General features: G+C 61.3%; 19 protein-coding genes. 10 read left to right on the top strand and 9 right to left on the bottom strand.

All coding sequences use genetic code 11. The features are described 5' to 3' along the window. Positions 1-38: 38 nt before the first annotated feature. Positions 39-1,784, bottom strand: a complete 1,746-nt coding sequence (gene argS, locus MPJ51_RS10080; protein ID WP_298385607.1) for an arginine--tRNA ligase — start codon at positions 1,782-1,784, stop codon at positions 39-41. A gap of 132 nt (positions 1,785-1,916) precedes the next feature. Here argS and MPJ51_RS10085 point away from each other — a divergent pair, with 132 nt between their 5' ends. Beyond that, positions 1,917-2,468 (top strand): hypothetical protein, encoded by a 552-nt coding sequence (locus tag MPJ51_RS10085; RefSeq protein ID WP_298385609.1) that lies wholly within the window; start codon positions 1,917-1,919, stop codon positions 2,466-2,468. Here MPJ51_RS10085 and MPJ51_RS10090 read toward each other — a convergent pair whose 3' ends face one another. Then, positions 2,469-3,608, bottom strand: coding sequence for a deoxyguanosinetriphosphate triphosphohydrolase (locus MPJ51_RS10090; protein WP_298385612.1), 1,140 nt, complete (start codon positions 3,606-3,608; stop codon positions 2,469-2,471). Positions 3,609-3,684: 76 nt separating this feature from the next. Between MPJ51_RS10090 and MPJ51_RS10095 the strand changes: the two genes are divergently transcribed. Both MPJ51_RS10095 and xth read left to right on the top strand, forming a co-directional pair. Continuing rightward, positions 3,685-4,008 carry an iron-sulfur cluster assembly accessory protein gene (locus tag MPJ51_RS10095; RefSeq protein ID WP_298385615.1) on the top strand — a complete coding sequence of 108 codons (324 nt, stop codon included), beginning with the start codon at positions 3,685-3,687 and terminating at the stop codon, positions 4,006-4,008. Between the two features lie 280 nt (positions 4,009-4,288). Beyond that, positions 4,289-5,068: an exodeoxyribonuclease III gene (gene xth, locus MPJ51_RS10100; protein WP_298385619.1), complete on the top strand. Its 780-nt coding sequence runs from the start codon at positions 4,289-4,291 to the stop codon at positions 5,066-5,068. 4 nt (positions 5,069-5,072) lie between these two features. Here the strand turns inward: xth and MPJ51_RS10105 are convergent, their stop codons facing one another. Both MPJ51_RS10105 and dksA read right to left on the bottom strand, forming a co-directional pair. Further along, positions 5,073-6,224, bottom strand: coding sequence for an FAD-dependent monooxygenase (locus tag MPJ51_RS10105; RefSeq protein ID WP_298385622.1), 1,152 nt, complete (start codon positions 6,222-6,224; stop codon positions 5,073-5,075). Positions 6,225-6,296: 72 nt separating this feature from the next. Then, the gene (gene dksA / locus MPJ51_RS10110; RefSeq protein WP_298385625.1) at positions 6,297-6,719 is read right to left on the bottom strand and encodes an RNA polymerase-binding protein DksA; all 423 of its coding nucleotides are present in this window, start codon (positions 6,717-6,719) and stop codon (positions 6,297-6,299) included. A gap of 381 nt (positions 6,720-7,100) precedes the next feature. Here dksA and MPJ51_RS10115 point away from each other — a divergent pair, with 381 nt between their 5' ends. The 7 genes from MPJ51_RS10115 to MPJ51_RS10145 all read left to right on the top strand — a co-directional run bounded on the left by MPJ51_RS10115 (position 7,101) and on the right by MPJ51_RS10145 (position 13,761). Further along, a complete protein-coding gene (locus tag MPJ51_RS10115) occupies positions 7,101-7,946 on the top strand; it encodes a MoxR family ATPase (RefSeq protein WP_298385628.1) in 846 nt (281 codons plus the stop codon). Positions 7,947-8,072: 126 nt separating this feature from the next. Continuing rightward, on the top strand, positions 8,073-8,522 hold the full coding sequence (locus MPJ51_RS10120) for a GNAT family N-acetyltransferase (protein ID WP_337959813.1): 450 nt from the start codon (positions 8,073-8,075) through the stop codon (positions 8,520-8,522). Next, on the top strand, positions 8,519-9,883 hold the full coding sequence (locus MPJ51_RS10125) for a DUF2927 domain-containing protein (RefSeq protein WP_298385631.1): 1,365 nt from the start codon (positions 8,519-8,521) through the stop codon (positions 9,881-9,883). Before MPJ51_RS10120 ends, MPJ51_RS10125 begins: the two co-directional genes overlap by 4 nt. Positions 9,884-9,889: 6 nt before the next feature. Beyond that, positions 9,890-10,060 (top strand): hypothetical protein, encoded by a 171-nt coding sequence (locus tag MPJ51_RS10130; protein WP_298385632.1) that lies wholly within the window; start codon positions 9,890-9,892, stop codon positions 10,058-10,060. A gap of 4 nt (positions 10,061-10,064) precedes the next feature. After that, complete coding sequence (locus tag MPJ51_RS10135) at positions 10,065-11,249, top strand: VWA domain-containing protein (protein WP_298385635.1); 1,185 nt, start codon at positions 10,065-10,067, stop codon at positions 11,247-11,249. A 358-nt stretch (positions 11,250-11,607) separates the two neighbouring features. After that, a complete protein-coding gene (locus tag MPJ51_RS10140; RefSeq protein WP_298385638.1) occupies positions 11,608-13,035 on the top strand; it encodes an alkaline phosphatase D family protein in 1,428 nt (475 codons plus the stop codon). Positions 13,036-13,074: 39 nt separating this feature from the next. After that, positions 13,075-13,761 carry a M48 family metallopeptidase gene (locus MPJ51_RS10145; protein ID WP_298385640.1) on the top strand — a complete coding sequence of 229 codons (687 nt, stop codon included), beginning with the start codon at positions 13,075-13,077 and terminating at the stop codon, positions 13,759-13,761. A gap of 72 nt (positions 13,762-13,833) precedes the next feature. Here the strand turns inward: MPJ51_RS10145 and MPJ51_RS10150 are convergent, their stop codons facing one another. Genes MPJ51_RS10150 through MPJ51_RS10170 form a run of 5 tightly spaced genes read right to left on the bottom strand, consistent with a single transcriptional unit; the run spans position 13,834 to position 19,050 of the window. Continuing rightward, complete coding sequence (locus tag MPJ51_RS10150) at positions 13,834-14,376, bottom strand: PIN domain-containing protein (RefSeq protein WP_298385642.1); 543 nt, start codon at positions 14,374-14,376, stop codon at positions 13,834-13,836. Beyond that, positions 14,373-15,575 (bottom strand): class I SAM-dependent rRNA methyltransferase, encoded by a 1,203-nt coding sequence (locus MPJ51_RS10155; RefSeq protein WP_298385644.1) that lies wholly within the window; start codon positions 15,573-15,575, stop codon positions 14,373-14,375. Before MPJ51_RS10155 ends, MPJ51_RS10150 begins: the two co-directional genes overlap by 4 nt. 43 nt (positions 15,576-15,618) lie before the next feature. After that, positions 15,619-15,891 carry a hypothetical protein gene (locus MPJ51_RS10160; protein WP_298385647.1) on the bottom strand — a complete coding sequence of 91 codons (273 nt, stop codon included), beginning with the start codon at positions 15,889-15,891 and terminating at the stop codon, positions 15,619-15,621. Beyond that, positions 15,878-18,670, bottom strand: a complete 2,793-nt coding sequence (locus MPJ51_RS10165; protein WP_298385650.1) for a bifunctional [glutamine synthetase] adenylyltransferase/[glutamine synthetase]-adenylyl-L-tyrosine phosphorylase — start codon at positions 18,668-18,670, stop codon at positions 15,878-15,880. The genes MPJ51_RS10160 and MPJ51_RS10165 overlap by 14 nt, the downstream gene beginning before the upstream one ends. Continuing rightward, complete coding sequence (locus MPJ51_RS10170; protein ID WP_298385653.1) at positions 18,667-19,050, bottom strand: nuclear transport factor 2 family protein; 384 nt, start codon at positions 19,048-19,050, stop codon at positions 18,667-18,669. The genes MPJ51_RS10165 and MPJ51_RS10170 overlap by 4 nt, the downstream gene beginning before the upstream one ends. Between the last annotated feature and the right edge of the window lie 1,674 nt (positions 19,051-20,724).

The raw sequence follows: 20,724 nt of genomic DNA on the forward strand, positions 1-20,724 counted from the left end.
TCTTGTCTGCCTCAGACCGGCGGTTCGGGCGGTATTGGTTACCGCATCTCCTGCGCCGGAGTAACGCCAAGAATACCCAAGCCCGCTGAAATCACAACAGAAACGGCCCGGGCCAGTGCAATTTTTGATTGGCTTGTGGCAACATCGCCATCCTGAATGAAGCGCACAGATTCGTCGTCAAAGCCCAAATTGTACAGATAGCTAAAGTCATTCACCAACTCGATGAGGTAGAAGACCACTCGATGAGGCTCATTAGCTTTCGCAGCAGCCTCAACCAAACGAGGCCATTCTGCAATTTTCTTGGTTAACGTCAGTTCAGCATCATGGGACAAACGACTGAGGTCAGCGGACGCCAAGGTAGCATCATCCGCAGGAATTGATGCTGATTCAGCTTTTCTCAAAACACTCATGACACGCGCGTGTGCGTATTGCACGTAGTAAACTGGGTTTTCGTTGTTGCCTGCTAAAACCTGGTCAAAATCGAAATCCAGAGGCGCGTCATTCTTGCGAGTCAGCATGACAAAGCGGGTAACGTCTGGTCCGACCGCATCAACCACATCGCGCAGGGTGACAAAGTTCCCGGCCCGTTTGGACATCTTGAACGGCTCGCCATTCTTCCACAGCTTCACCAACTGGGTCAGCTTGATATCCAGCGACACCTTGCCATCGGACAGCGCCGACACCGCCGCCTTCATCCGTTTGACATAGCCGCCATGATCCGCGCCGAACACGTCGATCAGCGCGTCATAGCCGCGGCTCACCTTGTCATAGTGATAAGCGATGTCCGGGGCGAAATAGGTCCAGCTGCCATCCGATTTCTTCACCGGACGGTCGACATCATCGCCATGCTCGGTGGACTTGAACAGGGTCTGCTCACGCGGCTCCCAATCCTCGGGCTTTTTGCCCTTGGGCGGTTCCAGCACGCCCTCATAGATCAGGCCCTTGTCGGTCAGCGACTGCAAGGCGGCCTCGATCCGGCCCGTGCCATAGAGCGATTTTTCCGAGAAGAACACGTCCATCTCAACGCCCAACGCCTTCAGGTCGGCGCGGATCAGGTCCATCATCGCGTCGGTGGAGAAGTTGCGCAGCTCTTCCAGCCATTCGCTTTCGGGCTTGTCGATCAGGCTGTCGCCATATTTCTCTTTCAGCGCCTCACCGATCGGGATCAGGTAGTCGCCGGGATATAGACCCTCGGCAATCTCGGGGCTGAGGCCATTGGCCTCGCGATACCGCTCATAGGCGGACCGCGCCAGCACATCCACCTGCGCGCCGCCATCGTTGATGTAATATTCCCGGGTCACGTCATGGCCCGAATAGTCCAGCAGGCTTGCCAGCGCGTCCCCGAACACCGCGCCCCGCGTATGGCCCACATGCAGCGGCCCGGTCGGGTTGGCCGAGACGTACTCGACGTTCACCTTCTGCCCCTGCCCCATGGTCGAGCGGCCATAATCGGTGCCCTGTTCCAGAACGGCGGCCAGCACGCCTTGCCACACGCCTGGCGCCAGACGCAGGTTCAGAAAGCCCGGGCCTGCCACCTCGGCGCTGGTGATCCGATCATCGGCAGCCAGTTTCCCGGCCAGCGCATCGGCAATGTCGCGCGGCTTCATCTTGGCCGGTTTCGCCAGCACCATCGCCGCGTTGGTCGCCATATCGCCATGCGCAGCATCGCGCGGCGGTTCAACCGCCACGTTGTCAAAGCTCAGCCCCTCGGGCAGTGCGCCTTCGGACTGCATCTGCGCCAGCGCGTCCAGTACCAGGGCGCGGATCTCGGAAAACAGGTTCATTTCGGATGTCCTTTTGCTTGCCCGGCGGTTTATCACGCGCGGCGGCAAGGTCAATGGAAGGCTAAGTTTTGGCTTGGTTTGGCGGCGGGACGGGATAGTGTCGATGCACAGCTTTCAACCGGAGATGACCCGATGCGCCTCGCCCTTCCCCTGTCTTTGCTGCTGACCACCGCCCTGCCCGCCTGGTCCGAGATACCCACACCGCAAGGTCATGTGTTGCTGACCCTTGGCGGCGCGGTCACGGAAACCAACCTGCCCGCGCGGGGTGAAGGTGATGGCGGGTTGCTGGGATATCTGGAGGTTCAGCATGATGGAGCGGCCGGCTTTGACGCGGCCACGCTGGACGGGTTGCCCCAGACCCAGATCACTATTCTTTATGGCCCCGAGGGCAATCAGCGCAACATCACCTTTTCCGGCCCGCTTTTGTCGGACCTCATGGCGCTGGCGGGGGCCGAGGGCAAAACCGCCAAGCCGATGGCCATGGACGGGTATCAGGCCGAAATCCCATGGGACAGCATCGCCGCGCATCAGCCGATTGTTGCGACCCATGCGGACGGCGCTCCGATGGGGATCGGCGGCTATGGCCCGACGATGATTGTGTTCCCACCGACCGATGACGCCGATCTGGCGCAGGAACAGGCCGGGCAGCAGGTCTGGGCGCTGGCCTATATCGGGATCAAGTGATCAGCTGGTCAGTCTTGCGTGATCCTGCAGGGCAAACCGGTCCGTCATCCCGGCGATATAATCCGAGACGATGCGGGCCAACGCTGTCTCATCCGCTGCGGCCTCAATATCCGCATGCCAGCGCGCGGGCATCTGGCGCGGGTCGTTCAGATAGATCGGAAACAGGTCCTCGACCACTTTGCTGACCTCGGCCCGCACCTTCATCACACTGGGCGCGCGGTACATCTGCGCGAACAGAAAGGCACGGATCTGTTTCAGCTGCCCCCAAAGCCCGTCCGAGAACCGAATGACCGGATGCCCCAGATGCCGGATATCCTCAACCGTCCGCGCGCCGGATTGTGAAATCAGATCGCGCGAGGTTTCGATCACGTCGCCCACCATGACGCCAAACACCCGCCGCAGCGCCTCATGCCGTCGGCGATAGGGGTCGAGATCGGGATATTTCCGGTTCACCTCGGCATAGCAGTCGCCGACAATGGGCAATTGCGTGATTTCGTCATCCGAGAACAACCCGGCCCTTAGCCCGTCCAGCAGGTCGTGATTGTTATAGGCGATGTCATCGGAAAGCGCCGCCACCTGCGCCTCCGCACTGGCATGGGTGTGCAGTTCCAGATCAAAGCCATGGTTGCATTCAGCCAGTGCCCAGGGCAATTCGCCCGTAACCGGGCCATTGTGTTTCGCAATGCCTTCCAGACATTCCCAGGTCAGGTTACAACCATCGAATTCGGCATAGTGCCGCTCCAGTTTGGTGACGATCCGAATGGCCTGCGCGTTATGGTCGAACCCGCCATAGGGTGCCATCAGCGCATGCAGCGCATCCTCGCCTGTGTGCCCAAAGGGCGTATGCCCGAGGTCATGCGCCAAAGCCACCGCTTCGGTCAGTTCAGGGTTTAAACCCAAAGCACCCGCAATCGTGCGCGCCACCTGCGCCACTTCGATGGAATGAGTCAGCCGGGTGCGATAACTGTCGCCCTCATGCTCGACAAATACCTGCGTCTTGTGCTTGAGCCGCCGAAACGCGCTGGCGTGAATGATCCGGTCCCGGTCGCGCTGAAAGCATGACCGGAAACTGCTTTCCTCCTCTGGCACAAGCCGCCCCTTTGCGCGGCCCGGATCCGAGGCAAAACCCGCTCGTTTCAATGGTCTTGTCCTTGTCGCCTGTCCTTGGGTTTTCTATATTGTATGGCGTAAGGGATTTAAACCTCTGGAGTCCGGCATGAATCTGCCCCCCACAGTCACGGAACGCGCCTTTGAACGTCTGGCCGAAATCGGCGCGGCGGATCAGGGTCAGGCCCTGCGTATCGCGGTGGAAGGCGGCGGATGTTCCGGTTTTCAATACGAAATCGCGCTGGACGCCCCGAAAGAGGATGACCTTGTGCTGGAAGGCAAAGGCCAGAAGGTCATCGTGGACGCGATATCCCTGCCATTTCTGGAAAACGCGGTGATTGATTTCACACAAGAATTGATTGGCGCGCGGTTTGTGATCGAAAATCCCAACGCCACCTCTTCCTGCGGCTGCGGGACATCATTTTCGATGTGATCGCAGGTGGGGGCTTTGCCCCCACACCCCCAGGATATTTTCAGCCAGATGAAGCAGGGATCCGCTCTCTGACATATCCACCAGAGAGCTTCACCTGGCGCGGTCATCGGCGTCCCCGCCTGTACCGCAGTACCGTTCTCGAACAAATTGGTTAATGATCCGTTTCTTCATCTGGCCAAAAATATCCCGGAGCGCGAGGCAGAGCCTCGCCCCACCTCTCGACCTTGCCGCTGGGTCTATTCTGCGCGATAGGTTGCATCACAGCATCGGAGGGCCGCGCATGAAAATCGCCACGTTCAACATCAACGGCATCAAGGCCCGGGCCGAGGCCCTGCCCCGCTGGCTGGATGAGGCGCAGCCGGATGTGGTGCTGTTGCAAGAAATCAAATCAGTCGACGAAAACTTCCCCCGCGAGATCTTTGAAGAGCGGGGTTACAACGTGGAAACCCATGGGCAGAAGAGTTTCAACGGCGTGGCAATCCTGTCGAAACTGCCGCTGGAGGATGTAACGCGGGGATTGCCCGGGGACGATGAGGACGAACAGGCGCGCTGGATCGAGGCTACGGTCATCGGCAAGCAGGCGCTGCGGGTTTGCGGGCTGTATCTGCCCAACGGCAATCCGGTTCCCGGTCCGAAATACGAATACAAGCTGGCCTGGATGGAACGTTTGCACATTCGCGCGCGTGATTTGCTGGCGAGCGAAGAACCAGCGCTGATGGCGGGGGATTACAACATCATCCCGCAAGCCGAGGATGCCAAGCGCCCTGATGCCTGGCGCGAGGATGCGTTGTTTCGCCCTGAAAGCCGGGCCGCTTTCCGCAAGATTTTGAATCTGGGCTTCACCGAGGCGTTTCGCGCACGCACTCAGGGACCCGGGTATTATTCATTCTGGGATTATCAGGCCGGGGCGTGGAACAAGAATGACGGCATTCGCATCGACCATTTCCTGCTGACCCCGCAGGCCGCCGATCTGATGCGCGATTGCCGGATTGACGCTGAAATTCGCGGACACGAGAAGCCGTCAGATCACGTACCGGTCTGGGTGGACCTCGATCTGTGATGGCCTAGGCCGTGGGATCGTAGCTGTAAATCCATTCGTATTTCCGCGCCAACCTCGACCCCACCGCCATAAGTGCGGCTTGCGCCGCCAGCCGCATCGGGCCGCGCAGGTGGAAATTGCGCGCGTTTGATCCGGCCGCAGCCACAACACGGGATGCGCGGGGGCGACGTGCGGCCTCATAGGCGGCAAGGGCGCTGGCAATCCCGGGTTGTTCGAAAAAGGCGCGGCGCAGAACCCATGCGTCCTCGAGCGCCAAACAGGCGCCTTGCGCCATGAAGGGCAGTGTCGGGTGGGCCGCGTCGCCCAGCAGGGCCAGACGACCATTCTGCCAATTCTGCGCCACCGGCCGCAGGAACAGGGCCCAAAGATGGGCCTGATCGACCTTGGCCAGATAGTCGCGCACCGGCCCGCCGAAATCGGCGAAGCGGGCGCGCAGGTCGGTCGGGTCGCCTTCGCGCCGCCAGCCTTCCTCTTGCCAGTCCGAGCGTTCCTCGATTGCCACGATATTCATCAGGCGCTGGTCGCGCAGAGGATAGGTGACCACGTGCCGCCCCGGCCCCATCGTTAAAGACGCACAAGGTTTTTGGTCCCGCTGTGACCATGGGATTGTCGCCCTCCATGCGATCTGATGCGTAAAGGCAGGCGTTTCGTCCCCGTTCAGCGCCGGACGGATCACGCTGCGCCCGCCATCGGCGGCGATGGCGCAATCGGCGCGCAGGCTCTCGCCGGTCTGTAGGACAATCTCAGCCTCGGTCGGGTGTGTGTGAACTTCGGCAACACGGGCGTTCTGACGGATGTCGACCCCGGCGCGCTGCGCAGCCTCATGCAGCAAACCCAGCAGGTCAGCGCGGTGATAATAATAGGTCGGCCCGGCCTGCGGCGGAGGCATACGGCTGATGACCCGGCCCTTGCGATAATCCCGCAGGATCGTGCCATAGGATCGCTGCGCCATGGCGGGGTCCTCATCCACCACCCCGAGCGCCCGCAACACGCGCAGGCCATTGGCGCTGATTTGCAGCCCGGCGCCGACCTCAGTCAGTTCCGCAGCCTGTTCCAACACGGTCACCTGCGCCCCGCATTGCCGCAGGGCAAGGGCCGCGGCCAACCCGCCAATGCCCCCACCGATGACGCAGAATGTCAGACCGTTGATATCCATGGCACCGGCTTAACGCAAAAACGCCGGAGCGACAGGCCCCGGCGTTCGGAATTTTACCATGATCCGTAGCGATCAATCGTCGCGGTGAACTTTCTCGCGCCGCTCGTGACGTTCCTGCGCCTCAAGCGTCATGGTCGCAATCGGACGCGCGTCCAGACGTTTCAGCGAGATCGGATCGCCGGTCTTTTCGCAATACCCGTATTCGCCCTCGTCAATCCGGCGCAGGGCCGAATCGATCTTGGCCACCAGTTTGCGCTGCCGATCCCGTGTGCGCAGTTCCAGCGCGCGGTCGGTTTCCTCGCTCGCGCGGTCGGCGACATCGGGAATGTTGCGGGTGTTGTCCTGCAGCCCTTCGATCGTATCGCGGCTGCCTGCCAAAAGTTCATTTTTCCAATCCGTCAGCTTGCGGCGAAAATACTCCAACTGACGGTCATTCATGAAAGGTTCATCCTCAGCCGGACGGTAATCATCCGGCAGGAAAACTTCCTGCTTCATATTTGCTCCCTCGGTATTGCCAGAAACGTCGGTTGCGGTTGTTCTACCTGACATTTGGCACCCCTTTCTGCGGAGCGTTTATCCGACAGCGCGGGGAATGTCACTATGGAAACGTTGCCCCGACGCGCCGTTACGCTGCCCAGTCTAAATATGAGACATGTAACGGGAAAACCTTGAAATACTGTGGAAACAGCCGGGCATTTTCAGGGCAATCTTCGGCTTCACTTTCGCGCGAGGGTGGCGAATCGATTACAAGGGCTTGTAGTTGCGGCGCTTTCCGGCCCATCCGACGCAGCGGCGCGGCTTGTCAAAAAGGCATCCGCTTAGTACCCCAAGGGGCAGACAGTGCCCAAAAGGGCCGCGAATCCACCCGAGGACCCCATGACCGCACGTTTCCAAGGCACCGCTGAATATGTCGCCACCGACGACCTGACCATCGCCGTCAACGCCGCCGTGACGCTGGAACGCCCGCTGCTGGTCAAGGGCGAGCCCGGCACCGGCAAGACCGAGCTGGCCAAGCAGGTGGCGGGTGCGCTGGGGCTGCGGATGATCGAATGGAACGTGAAATCCACCACCCGCGCGCAGCAGGGCCTGTATGAATATGATGCGGTCAGCCGTCTGCGCGACAGTCAGTTGGGTGACGAGCGTGTGCATGACGTGTCGAACTACATTCGCAAGGGCAAGCTGTGGCAGGCCTTCGACGCGGACGAAAAGGTCGTTCTGCTGATCGATGAAATCGACAAGGCCGATATCGAGTTTCCAAACGATCTGCTGCAGGAACTCGACAAGATGGAGTTCCATGTCTACGAGACAGGCGAGACGATCCGGGCGCGTCACCGCCCCATCGTCATCATCACGTCGAACAACGAAAAGGAACTGCCGGACGCCTTTCTGCGCCGCTGTTTCTTCCACTATATCCGCTTTCCGGATGAGGCCACGATGCGCCGCATCGTCGAGGTGCATCACCCCGGCATCAAGGACGCGCTGCTGACCACCGCGCTGACCCAATTCTACGAAATCCGCGACACTCAGGGGCTGAAGAAAAAGCCCTCGACCTCGGAAGTGCTGGACTGGCTGAAACTGCTACTGGCCGAGGATCTGACGGCCGAGGACCTCAAGCGCGATGGCGCCAATGCGTTGCCGAAACTGCACGGGGCGCTGCTGAAGAACGAACAGGACGTGCATCTGTTCGAACGGCTGGCCTTCATGGCGCGCGGTCAGCGCTGATTGCCGCCGGTGGCGGTGACGTTCAGGTGATGACCGCTTGCACCCGCCAAGGCCGGATGGCAGCATGACCAAAACCGGGGCCAGCGATCTATAACCCCGGTTGCCGAGCAGGAAAGGACGCCAGAATTGCCCGACACAGTGTCGATCCGCCCTTTGCGCCCCCAAGATCGCGCCGCGTGGTCCGAGATGTGGCAGGACTATCTGGCCTTTTACGAAACCACTGTGCCGGATGACATCTACGACAGCACCTTTGCCCGGCTGCTGGGCGATGACCCGCAGGATTTCAACTGCTTCGTGGCCGAGGTTGACCGGCAGTTGGTCGGCCTGACCCATTACCTGTTTCACCGCCATGCCTGGAAGGCCGAGAATGTCTGCTACCTGCAAGACCTCTACGCCCGACCTCAGGCGCGCGGCACCGGGGTTGGCCGTGCCCTGATCGAGGCCGTCTATGCCGAGGCCGACCGTCAGGGCACGCCAACGGTCTATTGGCTGACGCAAGAGTTCAACACCACCGCGCGCAGGCTGTATGACCGGATCGCCAAGGTGACGCCCTTCATCAAGTATCAACGCCCATGAGGGGGCTGGCCGCATTCTGCCTGCTGGCCGCAATGGCAGGCTGCACCAGTGTTCCGCCGGTTGAACAGCCCACCCGCGTGCAGGCGATCGAGGCCGTTCTGCCGCCCACGAAATCCTTCACCGCCGCGCGTCCCCTGCCCCCGGCCCGGTCGAACACCAACATCGCCGCCGATTTTCTGGACCTGCATTTCGAGCTGGAAAGCGGCACACCGCTGCCCGTCTTCACCCGGTTCGAAGGCCCCGTCACCGTCCGTCTGACCGGCACCCCGACCGGAACCATGCAGACCGACCTGAACCGCCTGCTAAACCGCCTGCGGCGCGAGGCGGGTGTCGATATCCAGCAAATCTCTGAGGGTACAGCCAACATCACCATCGAGGCGGTCAGCCAGCAGGACATCCACCGCATCCTGCCGCAGGCCGCCTGTTTCGTGGTCCCCAACTCCTCAAGCCTTGAGGAATATCGTAGTGACCGGCGCAAACGCAAAAGCAGCTGGACCGAGCTGACCAGCCGCGAGCGTCTGGGCATCTTCATCCCCTATGACGTCAGCCCGCAGGAAATCCGCGACTGTTTGCACGAGGAACTGGCACAGGCGCTGGGGCCGCTGAACGACCTCTATCACCTGCCGGATTCGGTGTTTAACGATGACAATTTCCACACCGTCCTGACCGGGTTCGACATGCTGATCCTGCGCGCCACCTATGCGCCGGAATTGCGCACCGGCATGACCCGCGAACAGGTGGCGCAGGTGCTGCCCGGCGTGCTCAGCCGTCTGAACCCGCGCGGGGACCGTTTGCAGCCGCAACCTCTGACCGATACGCCACGCGCCTGGATCAGGTCCGTACAGCGGGCGGTGGGTTCGGGCGGCGCCACCGGTCGCCGCGTGCGCGCCGCGCAAGAGGCCGCCCGGATCGGACAGGAAGAGGGATGGACCGATCACCGCCGCGCCTATCCGCATTACCTGATGGGCCGGATGGGCCAGTTCGACAACCCCGAAGCGGCGCAGAGGCAGTTCGACATTGCCCTGCAATATCTGAACGCCACCCCGGGGACCGAGGTGCAGCGCGCCTATATCACCGCCCAGACCGCTGCCTTTGCGCTGGCCCGTGGGCAGGGTCCCGACGCCCTGCCCGATCTCGATCAGGCTATAGATGTGATGATGCGGGCCGAAAACGCCGCCCTTCTGGCCACGCTGATGCTGCTGAAATCCGAAGCGTTGCGTCAGGCCGGGCGTCTGGATCAGGCCCGCGCGGTCAGGCTGGACAGTATCGGATGGGCGCGTTACGGGTTCGGCTCGGACGTGGTGGTCCGCTCGGTCACGCAAGGTCTGCCGCAGCGCTCTGCCAGCAACACAAATGGGTAACGGCACATGTTAGTGGTACTGGGAATGGCGATCATCGGGGCGATTCTGGGGGCCCTGACCGCCCGCAAACGCAACGGCAGCGGCGCGGATATGGCGCAATATGCCGCCGGCTACGGGATCGCCTTCGCGCTGCTGGGGCTGGTGCTGTCGCTGATCCTGGTCCGGCTGGTCACCTGACGCGATGTTTCTGCCCTTCTTCGATAACCTGCGAAAGGCCGGCATCCCCGTATCCCTGCGGGAGTATCTGACCTTTCTGGAGGGCATGAAGAAGGGCCTCGCCACCTATGATATCGAGGCGTTCTACTACCTCGCCCGGGTGTCGATGGTGAAGGACGAACGCAACCTCGACAAGTTCGACCGCGCCTTTGCCGCCAGTTTCGAAGGGCTGGACGAGATCGGGTTCGAACAGGTGCTCGAGGCCGTCGATATCCCCGCCGACTGGCTGACCAGAATGGCCGAAAAACACCTGACCGACGCGGAAAAGGCCGAAATCGAGGCGCTTGGCGGTTTTGACAAGCTGATGGAGACTCTGCGCGAACGTCTGAAGGACCAACAGGGCCGCCATCAGGGGGGCAACAAGTGGATCGGCACCGCCGGGACTTCGCCATTCGGGGCCTATGGCTATAACCCCGAAGGCGTCCGCATCGGCCAGAAGGAAAGCCGCCATCAACGCGCGGCCAAGGTCTGGGACAAGCGCGAATTCAAGAACCTGGACGACACGGTCGAACTGGGCACCCGCAACATCAAGGTCGCCCTGAAACGCCTGCGCCGCTGGGCGCGCGAAGGGGCTGCCGAGGAACTGGACCTCGACGGCACCATCCGCGCCACCGCCGAGCATGGCTATCTGGACGTCAAAACTCGCCCCGAGCGTCACAACGCGGTCAAGGTGCTGCTGTTTCTGGATATCGGCGGCTCGATGGACCCGCATATCAAGGTGGTCGAGGAACTGTTCTCGGCCGCCCGGACCGAGTTCAAGCATCTGGAATATTTCTACTTCCACAATTGCCTCTATGAAGGCGTCTGGCGTGACAACCGCCGTCGCTGGGACCAGCAGACCCCAACGCATGAGGTGCTGCGCACCTATGGCGGCGATTACAAATGCATCTTCGTCGGCGACGCCTCGATGAGCCCCTACGAGATCGCCTATCCCGGCGGCGCCAACGAGCATTGGAACAAGGAGGCCGGTCAGGTCTGGCTGTCCCGCGCGCGCGAACAGTGGACGTCAAACCTGTGGATCAATCCGGTGCCCGAGAAATACTGGGACTACACCCAATCCATCGCCATGATCCGCGAGATTTTCGAGGACCGCATGGTGCCGATGACATTGGCCGGGCTGGAACAGGGTATGCGGGAATTGACGCGGTAAAGTGCTGACCAAGCTACCCAACCGGATTCCCGACCAAATCGAGATACATTTCCTTGATATGCAAGCGGATTTCAAAACCCCGCCACCGCATCTCCAACAGCCACTTCGAATAGTCTTTTTGCTCAACATTTTTTCGATTGCGATCCAGTTTCAACCTGCTCCTTTCGGCTTTCAGTTTCTCCCAACACAATGATGGGCGATACAGATGTACTGACCTGCCAAGATTTTCGGTGCCGCATACACAAGCCTCATGCTTTGGGTCATCTCATTGTTTGCCGCAATCTGATGCTGCAACGAGACACGGAATGCGCGAGCAGGCTTGAAACCGCTTCCACAGTTTCATAGCTCTCACTTCAATATGAGCAGTACATCCCCGACCATCGGCCCGATCCTGATCCTTGATGACATCCGCGACGGGCAGATGCATCTTGCGGCCCTCTTCATCACTCCCAAAGGCGCCCACCCGGCCCCGGTTGCTACGCCGGATGGCGTTGCCGAACCACAACTTCTGGCTGAATATTCCGCGCATGATGTGTTTCGCGCACGGTTTGTGCTGCCGGCTGACAGGGCCTCCTCGTATCGCTGGGACGGCACCGATTATGCGCTGGCCGGGTTGGGGGATGATCTGCGGCTGGCCTATGTGTCCTGCAATGGTGAAGAACATGGCGACATGGATCGCGACGGGGCCGAGCGGAATGCGATGTGGGCACGGATGGGGGCGCAGCATGACGAGGCCCCATTTTCCCTGCTGCTGCATGGCGGCGATCAGGTTTACGCAGATGAGGTGACCCGCGGCCACCCCTTGTGCGACGAGTGGCCCGACCACCTGCCACGCGACCCCGCGCGGGCTGATCTGCACGACATGCGCAACCACCTGCGCGAAGGCTTTCTGCGCCGCTATCTGGCCAATTACGCGGCCCCCGAGATGGCGTATCTCAAGGCCCGGGTGCCGTCGCTGATGCAATGGGACGATCACGATATCTGCGACGGCTGGGGTTCGCTGCGGCGCTCGCGCACCTATTCTCCGGTCGGTCAGGCCCTGTTCGATGTCGCGCGCGAGGCGGCGCTGCTGTTTCAGCACGGCACGGTTGAGGGCGATCTGCCCGCCCGGTTTGCGGACCCCTCGGGCCTGCATCTGGGCTGGTCGGTTCAGGCCCCCGGCCTGCGCCTGATCAGCCCAGATCTGCGGTCCGAACGCACCCGACGCGAGGTCATGGGCAAGCGCGGCTGGCAGATGATGGAGGATCTGGCAACACACCCCGCCCCGGGCCGTACTCTGGTGATGTCCAGCGTGCCTTTGCTGGGACCGCGCTTGTCGCTGCTGGAACTGCTGATGGTGCTGATCCCAAAAATGCAGAAATACGAGGATGACCTGCGCGACCAGTGGCAAAGCCGGGCGCATCGCGACAGCTGGGCGCATATGCTGGAACTGATGCAGCGCATCGCCGCCCGCCCGGATCAGGAGGTGACGGTTCTGTCCGGCGAGATTCATCTGGCCACACGGGGTGAGATGAAGCTGGATCAGGGTAAGGTTCTGCACCAACTGGTCGCCTCGGGCATCACGCACCGGGCGCCACCAAAGGCCTGGGCACGGGTGCTGGGCGCCCTGGCAACGGTGGGTGAGACGCCCCTGCCCGGCCACCCTATCCATATCCGCCCAATCCCCGGTCAGCGCCGCCGCTATGTGGCCGAGCGCAACTTTCTGGTGGTTCAACGCACACATGGGCACTGGTCGGCGCGATGGGATTTCGAGGATACGGGATCGTCAGGGGCATTGCCGCTCTGACCCCTTGCCTGCTTGCCCGCCCCGGCCCATATCTTACCCATGCTCCGTCTCACCCCGATCCTGCTGGCCGTACTGTATGCCCTTGCGATGTACCGGATTTCCGTCTGGCGCACCCATCGTGAGCTGGATGCGAAATCGACCGAACTGGCCGATCCCGCGCTGAAGCGTATGACTGACCGTCTGGCCGTCGCGTTGGAGATCGAGCGGGTGCCCGTCTATATCTACGAGATCGACCCGGTGAACGGTTTGGCCGCGCCGGACGGGCGGATTTTCATCACCCGTGGATTCTATCGCAAGTTTCGCAACGGCGAGGTTTCGGCCGAGGAAATGGCCAGTGTCATCGCGCATGAGTTGGGGCACGTGGCGCTGGGGCATGCCCGGCGGCGGATGATTGATTTTTCCGGCCAGAACGCGATGCGGGCGGCGCTGATGATGCTGTTGAACCGCTTCATCCCGTTCATTGGCGCTTGGATTGCGAATGCTTTGACAGCACTTCTGGCTTCGCGCCTGTCGCGAGGGGATGAGTATGAGGCGGATGAGTATGCCGCCGCGTTGCTGACCAAGGCCGGGATCGGGATCGGGCCGCAGAAATCGCTGTTTCACAAGCTGGAGGATCTGACGCAGCAGCGCGCGGGTGTGGTTCCGGCTTGGTTGATGAGTCACCCGAAGACGGATGAGCGCATTGCGGCGTTGGAGGTTTTGGAGCAGCGGTGGGCGCGGGATTGAGGGTTCGGTGCGAGGGGCGCTGCCCCTCGCGCTCCCCGGGATATTTTTGGCCAGATGAAGGGTGGACCCGTGTCAGGTGGTGAGGGCTTTGCCTAAGCGCGGCAGGCGGGCTTTTTTCATCAGGGCCCGCAAGGTCCATTGGGTGCCGGAGAGGCGGTTGGCCTCAGCCAGGACGCGGGTGGCGATGGTGGTCAGCCCCTCGGGGTCGGTTTGCCAGAAGGTGTGCAGTAGGCTGTCTGGGTCGTGGCGGGTGAGGTCTTCCTCGGCCAAGATGTTTTTGGGGAAATCCTTGGCGTTGAGCGTGACGATTGTATCTGCCGATGCTGCGACGGCGGTGGCGAGGACGTGGATATCGGCGCTGTCGGGCAGCCAGAGGCGCTGTTCCAGACCCGGCGCGGGTGGGCGTTCGGCTTTGGGCCAATGCGATTGGGTCAGGGCGATCTCGGCGCGGGCTTGTGCTTCGCCCTCTGGGCCCAGTTTGCGGGCGGCGCGGGCCCATTCTTCGAGGATGCGGGCGGACCAGATGGGGGTGAAATGCCCCAGCTCTGCCGCGCCGAGCAGCATTTCCCGCATCACCGTGGGGTAGATCACGCAGGTGTCCAGCACCGCTTTCATAGGCGGAAGAACACGGCTTTGAGGTAGCCGCTTTCGGCCAGTTGCGGCAGTTGCGGATGATCGGGGCCTGCAAAGCCGGTGTGGATCAGTTGTGCCTGCCGTCCGGCGCGACCTATGCCGCGTGCGGAGGCGTCGCGGAAGCGTCCGAGATCAGCCGCGTGCGAACAGGAGCAGAGGCCCAGATAGCCGCCAGGTTTTACTAGCGGCGCGGCCAGGCGCGCGATGCGTTCATAAGCACGCAGCCCGGCGTCGAGCGCCTGTTTCGACGGCGCAAAGGCGGGCGGGTCGCAGATGACCACGTCGAATTGCGCGCCCTCTTCGCCCAGTTGCGTCAGCACGTCAAAGGCGTCGCCTTGCCGAGTTTGGAAACGGTCTTCGAACCCAGATGCCTGCGCGCCCTTCGTGGCCAGCTCCAGCGCGGCGGCAGAGCCATCGACGCAGAGCGCCTGCCCGGCACCGCCCGCCAGCATGGCCAGCCCGAAGCCGCCCACATGGCTGAACACGTCCAGCACCTGCGCGCCGGGTTGCACGAGGCGGGCGGCAAAGGCGTGGTTGGGGCGTTGGTCGTAGAAAAGGCCGGTCTTTTGCCCGCCGGTCAGGTCGGCCATGTAGGTGGCGCCGTTCATCGGCACCGGCAGCGGGGCCTCGGGTGCCGCGCCGCGCAGAGTCTGGTTCACATCGTCCAACCCCTCAAGCCCCCGGGTGCGGCCCGAGGCGTTTTTCAACACCGTAGTGACCCCGGTGACCTTGACCAGCGCGGCGGTCAGGTGGTCCAGATGCGCCTCGGCCCAGGCGGCGTTGGGCTGGATCACGCAAGCGTCGCCGAACCGGTCGATGATGACGCCGGGAAAGCCGTCCGCCTCTGCATGGATCAGGCGATAGTACAGCGCGTCGAACAGGCGTTCGCGCATCTGCAGCGCACGGGTCAGGCGGGTTTCGAACCAGTCGGCATTCAGATCGGCGGAGATGTCTCGATCCAGCACCCGGCACATGATCTTTGACGCCGGATTGACCGCGACCAAAGCAATTGGCGACCGCTTGTCATCCTCAAGCACCGCCAAAGCGCCCGGGGCGATCTTGCGCGTCCGGCGGTCGGTGACGATGTCATTGGCGTAGACCCAAGGAAAACCATGACGCAGGCCGCGCGCATTGGCTTTGGGTTTCAGACGGATGCGGGGGCGGTCGGCGGGTTCAGTCATGCCCGCCCTCATAATCGCGAACGCGGCGCGGGGAAAGCCCCCGTCAGCGGTTGCGACTGCGCCAGCCGCCGCGCCGTTTCGGGGCCTGCGCGGTTTCCAGCCCGTCGCGCAGCACCTGCGTCATCGGGTGATCACCATCCTGCGCCGAATAGGCGCTGTGCAGTTCGACCAGCGCCTGTCTCTGATCGCACTCGGGCGGCAGGCCCAGCGCCCAGTCCAGAAAGATACTGCGGCATTCGGGCAAGGTGATGCCTTCGATGCGATAAGCTTCGAAAATAAGGCCCTTGGGGTCGTTGGGGTCGTTACTGCGCGCCATCTTTGCCCTCCTCAACCACGCTGCCGATCAGGGCGGCGGCGGTGGCGTAACTGTCCTGCAACGCGGCCTGCAGCTGTTCGATCTGCTCGAACCCGGTGGCGCGGCACAGAAAGGCCGCGCCGCCTTCGCCGATCCGGTCGACCTCGAGCCCTTTGACCGAGAGCAGCCGCGCCGCGCATTGCACCGACCAGCATAGATCGTAACCGGCCTTGAGCGTTTGTGCCTGCGCGACATCCAGCAATCCGGCGGCGACAGCGCCGTCGAGGCCCGCCTGCACATCGCGCTGTGCCGTGCCGGACAGCAGCGCCCCGGTTTCCGCGAGCAATTCGATATCCATCATCCGGCCCGGTCCGTTCTTGGCATCCCAGACACTGGCGGGCGCTTTTGCCGCTGCCAGACGGGTGCGCATCTCGGCCACCTCACGCAGGACCTTGTCGCGGTCGCGTGGCTGCGACAGGAAATCGGCGCGGAAGGTTTCGATATCGGCAGCCAGCCCGGCGTCGCCCGCAACCACATGGGCGCGGGTCAGCGCCAGATGTTCCCACACCCAGGCCTCGTTCTGCTGATAGCTGGTGAAGCTGGCCCAACTGGTCGCCACCGGCCCCTGATTGCCCGAGGGGCGCAGCCGCATGTCGACCTCATACAGCCGCCCCTGCGCCATCGGCGCGGTCAGCGCGGTGATCAGCGCTTGGGTGAAGCGCGCGTAATAGGTGCGCGTCGCCAGCGGGCGCGGGCCATCGGACATGTCCTGATCCAGCGGGTCGTAGATCACGATCATATCCAGATCGGATTGCGAATTGATCCGTCCCGCCCCCAGCGAGCCCATGCCCAGAACCGCCGCCCCACGCCCCGGAGGCGCCCCGTGTTTGGTCGCGAACTGCGCCGTCACGCACGGCAGGATGGCAGCGATCACGGCATTGGCGAGGTCCGCATATTGCTGCCCGGCCTGCGCGCCGTCGATCAGCCCGCGCAAGTGATGCACACCGATGCGGAAATGCCATTCCTTGCACCAGCGGCGGGTCAGATCGAGCTGCGTTTCATAGTCACTTTCATCGGTCAAGGCCTGCGTCAGCTCGGCCTTCAATGCCTCCTGCCCCGGCCAATCGGCAAAGAAACTGCCGCCGATCACCGCATCAAATACCGAGGCATTGCGTGACAGATGCGTGGCCAGCGCGTGCGAGGTGCCGACGATGTCGATCAGCAGGTCGATCAGTTGCGGATTGGCCTCGAACAGGGAAAACAGCTGCACCCCGGCGGGGAGTCCGGCCAGAAAGCCGTCAAGCGCCTGCAGCGCCTCATCCGGTTGCGCGGTTTTGGCCAGACGTGACAGGATTTCAGGCCGCAGCCGGTCGAATATCCGCGCCCCGCGTTGCGAGCGCAGCGCCGGATAGGTCGTCCAGCGGGCCAGTACGTTCTGGTCAAACGTGACCTCGGGCGCAGATGCGCGCGCGGGGGAAGGCCCCGGGGCAAAGAAGCCTTCGGTCAGTTCATGCACCTCAGTCAGGCGGCGGGTCAGGTCCTGGGTCAGCTCGGCACTGGTGATGCCCATCAGGCAGGCCACGCGGTCAATCCCGTCGGGCGTTTGCGGAACCTTGTGAGTCTGGGCGTCATGAACCATCTGAATGCGGTGTTCGACCTCGCGATGGGCGCGGTAATGGTCGGTCAGCCTGTCGGCCACGTCCTGCGGCACCCAGCCTTTGGTGGCCAGCGCGGCCAGCCCCGGCACAGTGCCGCGCACCCGCAGATCGGTGTCACGGCCTCCGGCGATCAACTGGCGGGTCTGGGTGAAGAACTCGATCTCACGTATCCCGCCCTGCCCCAGTTTCATGTCATGGCCGGGGATGGACAGGGCGCCGCCTGTGCCCTTGTTCTCACGTATGCGCAGGCGCATGTCATGGGCGTCTTGAATGGCGGCAAAATCCAGATGGCGCCGCCAGACAAAGGGGCGCAGGGTGTCCAGAAAGCGCTGCCCGGCCGCGATGTCTCCGGCACAGGGACGGGCCTTGATATAAGCTGCCCTCTCCCATGTGCGGCCGAGGCTTTCGTAATACCGCTCGGCCGCTTCGGTCGCCATACAGACGGGCGTGACCGCCGGGTCGGGACGCAAACGCAGGTCAGTGCGGAAGACATAGCCATCGGCGGTCTTGTCGCTGAGCGTGGCGCAGAAATTCCGCGTCGCCCGGACCATGCTTTGCCGCGCGTCAAGGAAGTCATCCGGGTCGAACCGGGTTTCATCAAACAACACGATCAGGTCGATATCCGAACTGTAGTTCAGCTCATGCGCGCCCATCTTGCCCATGGCGAGGATGATCAGCCCGGCAGCAGTGTCCGCATCATCCTCGACCATCCCCGGCAGCTTGCCGCGCCGGATCAGGGCCGCGATCTCGGCCTTGGCGGCCATATCTGCGGCCAGCGCACCGAAATCCGTCAGCGCTCCGGTCACCTTTTCCAACGGCCACGCGCCCGCCAGATCGGCCAGCGCCGTCAGCAGCGCCACCCGCCGCTTGGCCTGCCGCAGGCCGGGTTTCAACTGATCCGGCGGCAGGGTCTGCACGGCCTGCATCACATCCGACAACGCCTGATCCGGCTGCTGCAACGCCTGCGCCAGCCAGTCCTTTTCCTGATCGATCAGACCCTTCAGATAAGGGCTGGACCCGGCAGTTCCGGCGATCAACTCTCTCTGTTCGGGCGTTATATCCGGCACTGCGGCGCCTGTTTCTTCTCCCAAAGCGGAATCAAAGGCGCGCGGGCAGCGCTGCGGGATCAAAGGGGCGTTCATTTCGCCTCCAGCGGTGTGTCCTGACTGAAGCTGTTGACCCAGACGTTATGACGCCGCTCCCAGAGGGATGAGATCAACATCACCTCCCACCCCGGCGCGCCGGGGCGCTGATAATCAGCGCGGTAAGACAGCAGGACGATATCAGGGGTCAAAACCCGCAACTTCGCCTCGCTCAGCTTGTAGTCCGCCATAGTCGGCGCATCGGCGAACTGCCCCACATGATCGTCGCGATTGGCAAAGCCGGTTGGATAAACCCCCAGAAAATCCGGGCTCAGCAAAGCCCGATCCGCCTGCGCATTGCCTGCCACCAAAGCGGCCCAGACCTGCTGTTCCAGGCTCAGGATGTCATCAAGGGTCGGGGGCGTCGTGTTTTCAGTCATTTGCATATACGTGAACTCGGGCACAAGACACCAAAATAAGCCGAAATAGGCTGGAAGAAGACGGAAGAGCATTGAAAACGTAGGGGCAAAGACATCTCCTGAACTCGGTTCGAGGAAAGTTTACCGCCTTTCAATGGACGTTTAAACCGGCCTTTGCGGGCTTACGGCTAAATGCATGGTACCGAAGTTCTAGGACAACAATTGATCGAAAGCGGTTCAGTTGTGCATGAGTTTTCGCCAAACGGAACCGAAAGTCTGACCATCGAGATCGGCCGAGAAAAACGCTTGCGGCTGGTCCTAAAGCGCACGATTGCAGGGGACGAGGTGTTCCTAAGCACATCCCACAGGACAACACTTGCGAAGTGGCGCAAACTGCTTACAACTCGCAGTGTTTCATTAGTAAGGGAGTGAAGCACGTGGAGGGGCGGAAATTCCCTTGCGGCTCTGGACCGGCTTCCCAAGGCTCACGTGTTGGACCAAAACAATAGCAAAATGACTTTTGAACAAGAGAACTTACTTCATCGGCTTACCAAGTCTCAAAGTGTCGCGCGTAAGCTGCTAAACTCAGATCTAAAGACGATTAAGAGAGTTCTAGCGGCAGGACTTAAAATCTGGTTAGGCGCATTCGGTGCTTTCACCCTTGGTGTCATCTTATCCTTGCCTTGGAGTGTTTGGAGGCTTTTTGATAGCAATACCCTTGCTTTCCTAGCTGGAAACGTGACCATCCTCCTGTTTTTTTCCTACGTGGTATTTCGGTTGTCTGTTTTTCCTTTGATAATTTGCCTTTACCTTTGTGAGCATCTATTGAGCCGCATCAAGTTAGCCACAAGTCGGAAACGCAGCCCAAAAGTACGCGAACGGTATGTAAGGTTCCGAGTATGGCGGCTTGAAATGATAGATTTTAGTGACCCGCGCCTAATAATTTCTCAGTCTGTGGTTTCTATGGTCTTTGTATTTTTCGCACTTTATGGACCTCTCTTGCTGCACAATGCACCAAAAGAAAGAGGGTTTGCCTGGGTCGTCGCGCTAGGGGTTATTCTCGGAACAGTTGTCCCCACTGTCATTAGGCCACTTGTTCAAAGCCGTAGAAGAGGCACGCCGTTTGGAAAGGCATTTGTCCGCCATGTCTCTATGCCTGCGAACGTTGTTTTCTTTTCAGTTGTGATCTGTGTAGCTGGTTACTGGCGATCTGAAATGCTAATTTCTGCATACCCGTACGCGTATGAAACTGATCAAGGCGCATGCCTCCTATCTCCAATTTTTCCAGTTTTTAACGGCGTGCTATACTATGATCAGCTGTCCGAGACATTTATCGTACTCCACCCGTCCGGCGGCGGGATGTATCTTCTATCGGAAGTTGGAAAGGACCGACCTCATTGTTTGTCCCGGGCTTCCTGACAAACTTGAGACTAAGGTGAGGCTGTTCCTTCTTGAATACAGCTTACGCCACCAGGCCTGAACACCGAAGGGCTCGACCGGCGCAAGTGGCCTCTGTCCAAACTTGTCAAAACTTAAAAGAAACCGTGGCGCGCTACGATGCGGAACCTGCGCCGGTTCCTGCATGGCGTCAACCATTCAAGCATGAATGTAAATCTTTTTCACATCACCCCTTGCAACCACCCAAACGCCGCCCCATCTAGACAATGTGAAAACAATTTACATCAACCCGGAGAC

Origin of the sequence: Ruegeria sp., assembly GCF_028066395.1 — a bacterium.
Lineage (GTDB): Bacteria > Pseudomonadota > Alphaproteobacteria > Rhodobacterales > Rhodobacteraceae > Ruegeria.

What these genes read in the sequence shown, in the direction of transcription:
- argS (WP_298385607.1), bottom strand. Translation starts at nt 1,784, where the DNA reads ATGAACCTGTTTTCCGAGATCCGCGCCCTGGTACTGGACGCGCTGGCG.
- MPJ51_RS10085 (WP_298385609.1), top strand. Translation starts at nt 1,917, where the DNA reads ATGCGCCTCGCCCTTCCCCTGTCTTTGCTGCTGACCACCGCCCTGCCC.
- MPJ51_RS10095 (WP_298385615.1), top strand. Translation starts at nt 3,685, where the DNA reads ATGAATCTGCCCCCCACAGTCACGGAACGCGCCTTTGAACGTCTGGCC.
- xth (WP_298385619.1), top strand. Translation starts at nt 4,289, where the DNA reads ATGAAAATCGCCACGTTCAACATCAACGGCATCAAGGCCCGGGCCGAG.
- MPJ51_RS10105 (WP_298385622.1), bottom strand. Translation starts at nt 6,224, where the DNA reads ATGGATATCAACGGTCTGACATTCTGCGTCATCGGTGGGGGCATTGGC.
- dksA (WP_298385625.1), bottom strand. Translation starts at nt 6,719, where the DNA reads ATGAAGCAGGAAGTTTTCCTGCCGGATGATTACCGTCCGGCTGAGGAT.
- MPJ51_RS10115 (WP_298385628.1), top strand. Translation starts at nt 7,101, where the DNA reads ATGACCGCACGTTTCCAAGGCACCGCTGAATATGTCGCCACCGACGAC.
- MPJ51_RS10125 (WP_298385631.1), top strand. Translation starts at nt 8,519, where the DNA reads ATGAGGGGGCTGGCCGCATTCTGCCTGCTGGCCGCAATGGCAGGCTGC.
- MPJ51_RS10130 (WP_298385632.1), top strand. Translation starts at nt 9,890, where the DNA reads ATGTTAGTGGTACTGGGAATGGCGATCATCGGGGCGATTCTGGGGGCC.
- MPJ51_RS10135 (WP_298385635.1), top strand. Translation starts at nt 10,065, where the DNA reads ATGTTTCTGCCCTTCTTCGATAACCTGCGAAAGGCCGGCATCCCCGTA.
- MPJ51_RS10140 (WP_298385638.1), top strand. Translation starts at nt 11,608, where the DNA reads ATGAGCAGTACATCCCCGACCATCGGCCCGATCCTGATCCTTGATGAC.
- MPJ51_RS10145 (WP_298385640.1), top strand. Translation starts at nt 13,075, where the DNA reads ATGCTCCGTCTCACCCCGATCCTGCTGGCCGTACTGTATGCCCTTGCG.
- MPJ51_RS10150 (WP_298385642.1), bottom strand. Translation starts at nt 14,376, where the DNA reads ATGAAAGCGGTGCTGGACACCTGCGTGATCTACCCCACGGTGATGCGG.
- MPJ51_RS10155 (WP_298385644.1), bottom strand. Translation starts at nt 15,575, where the DNA reads ATGACTGAACCCGCCGACCGCCCCCGCATCCGTCTGAAACCCAAAGCC.
- MPJ51_RS10160 (WP_298385647.1), bottom strand. Translation starts at nt 15,891, where the DNA reads ATGGCGCGCAGTAACGACCCCAACGACCCCAAGGGCCTTATTTTCGAA.
- MPJ51_RS10165 (WP_298385650.1), bottom strand. Translation starts at nt 18,670, where the DNA reads ATGAACGCCCCTTTGATCCCGCAGCGCTGCCCGCGCGCCTTTGATTCC.
- MPJ51_RS10170 (WP_298385653.1), bottom strand. Translation starts at nt 19,050, where the DNA reads ATGACTGAAAACACGACGCCCCCGACCCTTGATGACATCCTGAGCCTG.